Here is a 1,675-nt window from a genome sequence, read left to right as displayed (position 1 = left end):
CCCGCGGCCAGCTCGGCCTCGCCGCGCGGCACCCGGTCCGCCCACAGCTTGGCCCCGGCGGCGTTGCGCTCCTCCGCGGTGACCCGCTGCCCGGCGAGCGCCGCGTCCAGTTCGGCCGACAGCTCGTCGTAGAGCGCGCGTCCGGCGGGCGTCACGGCGATGCCGCGCGCCTCCACCTCCCCGAACCGCACCCGCAGGTCGTCCTGGACGACCCGGCCGTCGTCCTCCCTGAACAGCCGCGGCTCGGCCAGCGCGCGGAAGGAGGTCTGGCGCAGCAGCAGGTCGGGGCCGTCCCAGCGGGGCGGCCCCTGGATGGCGTCGATCATGGTGATGCCGCGCTCGCTCATGCGGGCGTAGAGGGCGTCGATGTCGAGCACGCGCGGGGTCAGGTGGTTGACGTGGGTGGAGGCCACGCCGCCGATGTCGGCGGCCACGGCTGACACGCGTTCGAGCTCGGCGTACCAGCTGCGGGAGACCGGCTCAGCGGACAGCTCGAACGCCCGCGTGGCGAGCGTCAGGAACTCCTCGGCCGCCTCGTCGTCCAGGCCGCCCTCGGCCTCGGCGCGGTCGGCCAGGTCGAGCAGGCGCGGCGGGAACAGCCGGCGCGCCCCCAGGAACTCGCCGAGCCGGCGCTCCAGGTCCGCGCCGAAGAACCGCCGGTCGCCCGCCACCAGCATGGAGGTGAACACGCGGAAGGGGTTGGCGGCCAGCTCGGCCTCGTCCACGGGGCGGAAGGCCGTGGAGACGACCGGCACGGAACTGCTGGCCGCCTCGCGCAGGTCGTAGTAGCCGACGGGGTACATGCCCATCGCGCCGAAGATCCGCGCGACCTGCGCCAGCTCGGCCGGGGTGCCGACGCGGATCGCGCCGTGCCGCTCGGCGGTGACGCGGCCGATGGAGCCGAGGCGTTCGGCGCCGGCGCCCATCCGGGCCAGCACCTCGCGGTTCACCTCCTGGGCGACGTCGACGAGCGTGTTGTACGCGGGGACCTCGGTGCCGTACATCGCTGACAGGCGCCGGGCGAAAGCCGCCCGGAGTGCGGTCGCGTCGACCATCGTGCCTTCTCTCCTCGCCGCCGGAAGCGAGTAGCATGCTACATGGGTCGCATGTAGCATGCTACTCATGGACCGCGCAGCCGCTCTCGCGACCGACCTCCGCCGCCGCGGGGTCACCGACGTGCTGGACGACTCCACGTCGCGGGCGCTCCACTCCTCCGACGCCTCCCTCTACCGGGTGCCGCCGCTGCTGGTGGCCCGGCCCAGGTCCGCCGAGGACGTGGCGACGGCGATCGAGCTGTGCGCGCGCCACGAGATCCCCCTCACCGCGCGCGGCGGCGGCACGTCGGTCGCCGGGAACGCGGTCGGCCCCGGTCTGGTGCTGGACTTCAGCCGCCACATGGACCAGGTGCTGCGGGTCGACGCCGAGGCCCGCACGGCGGTGGTGCAGCCGGGCGTGGTCCAGGCGGCCCTGCAGCGGGCGGCGGCCCCGTACGGGCTCAGGTTCGGCCCCGACCCGTCCACCCACACCCGCTGCACCATCGGCGGCATGATCGGCAACAACGCCTGCGGCTCCAGGACGCTCGGCTACGGCCGCACGTCCGACAACATCGCCGGGCTCAAGGCCGTGGCGGGCGACGGGACCGCGCTGGACCTGCCCGGCCAGGCCGCGTCGGACC

Annotated in this window: 2 protein-coding genes; one reads left to right on the top strand and one right to left on the bottom strand. The window is 74.9% G+C overall.

From position 1 onward, the window contains the following. A partial coding sequence (locus ACWDX9_RS63010) for a VOC family protein (protein ID WP_449973401.1) occupies nucleotides 1-1,055 on the bottom strand: 1,055 nt, incomplete at its 3' end. 67 nt (nucleotides 1,056-1,122) lie between these two features. Here ACWDX9_RS63010 and ACWDX9_RS63005 point away from each other — a divergent pair. Further along, the coding region (locus tag ACWDX9_RS63005) for an FAD-binding oxidoreductase (protein ID WP_449973400.1) at nucleotides 1,123-1,675 on the top strand (553 nt) is incomplete at its 3' end.

It is taken from the genome of Nonomuraea sp. NPDC003201, assembly GCF_053590415.1.
The sequence above is the reverse complement of the archived record's forward strand: the minus strand, read 5'-3'. Positions and strand labels throughout refer to the sequence as shown.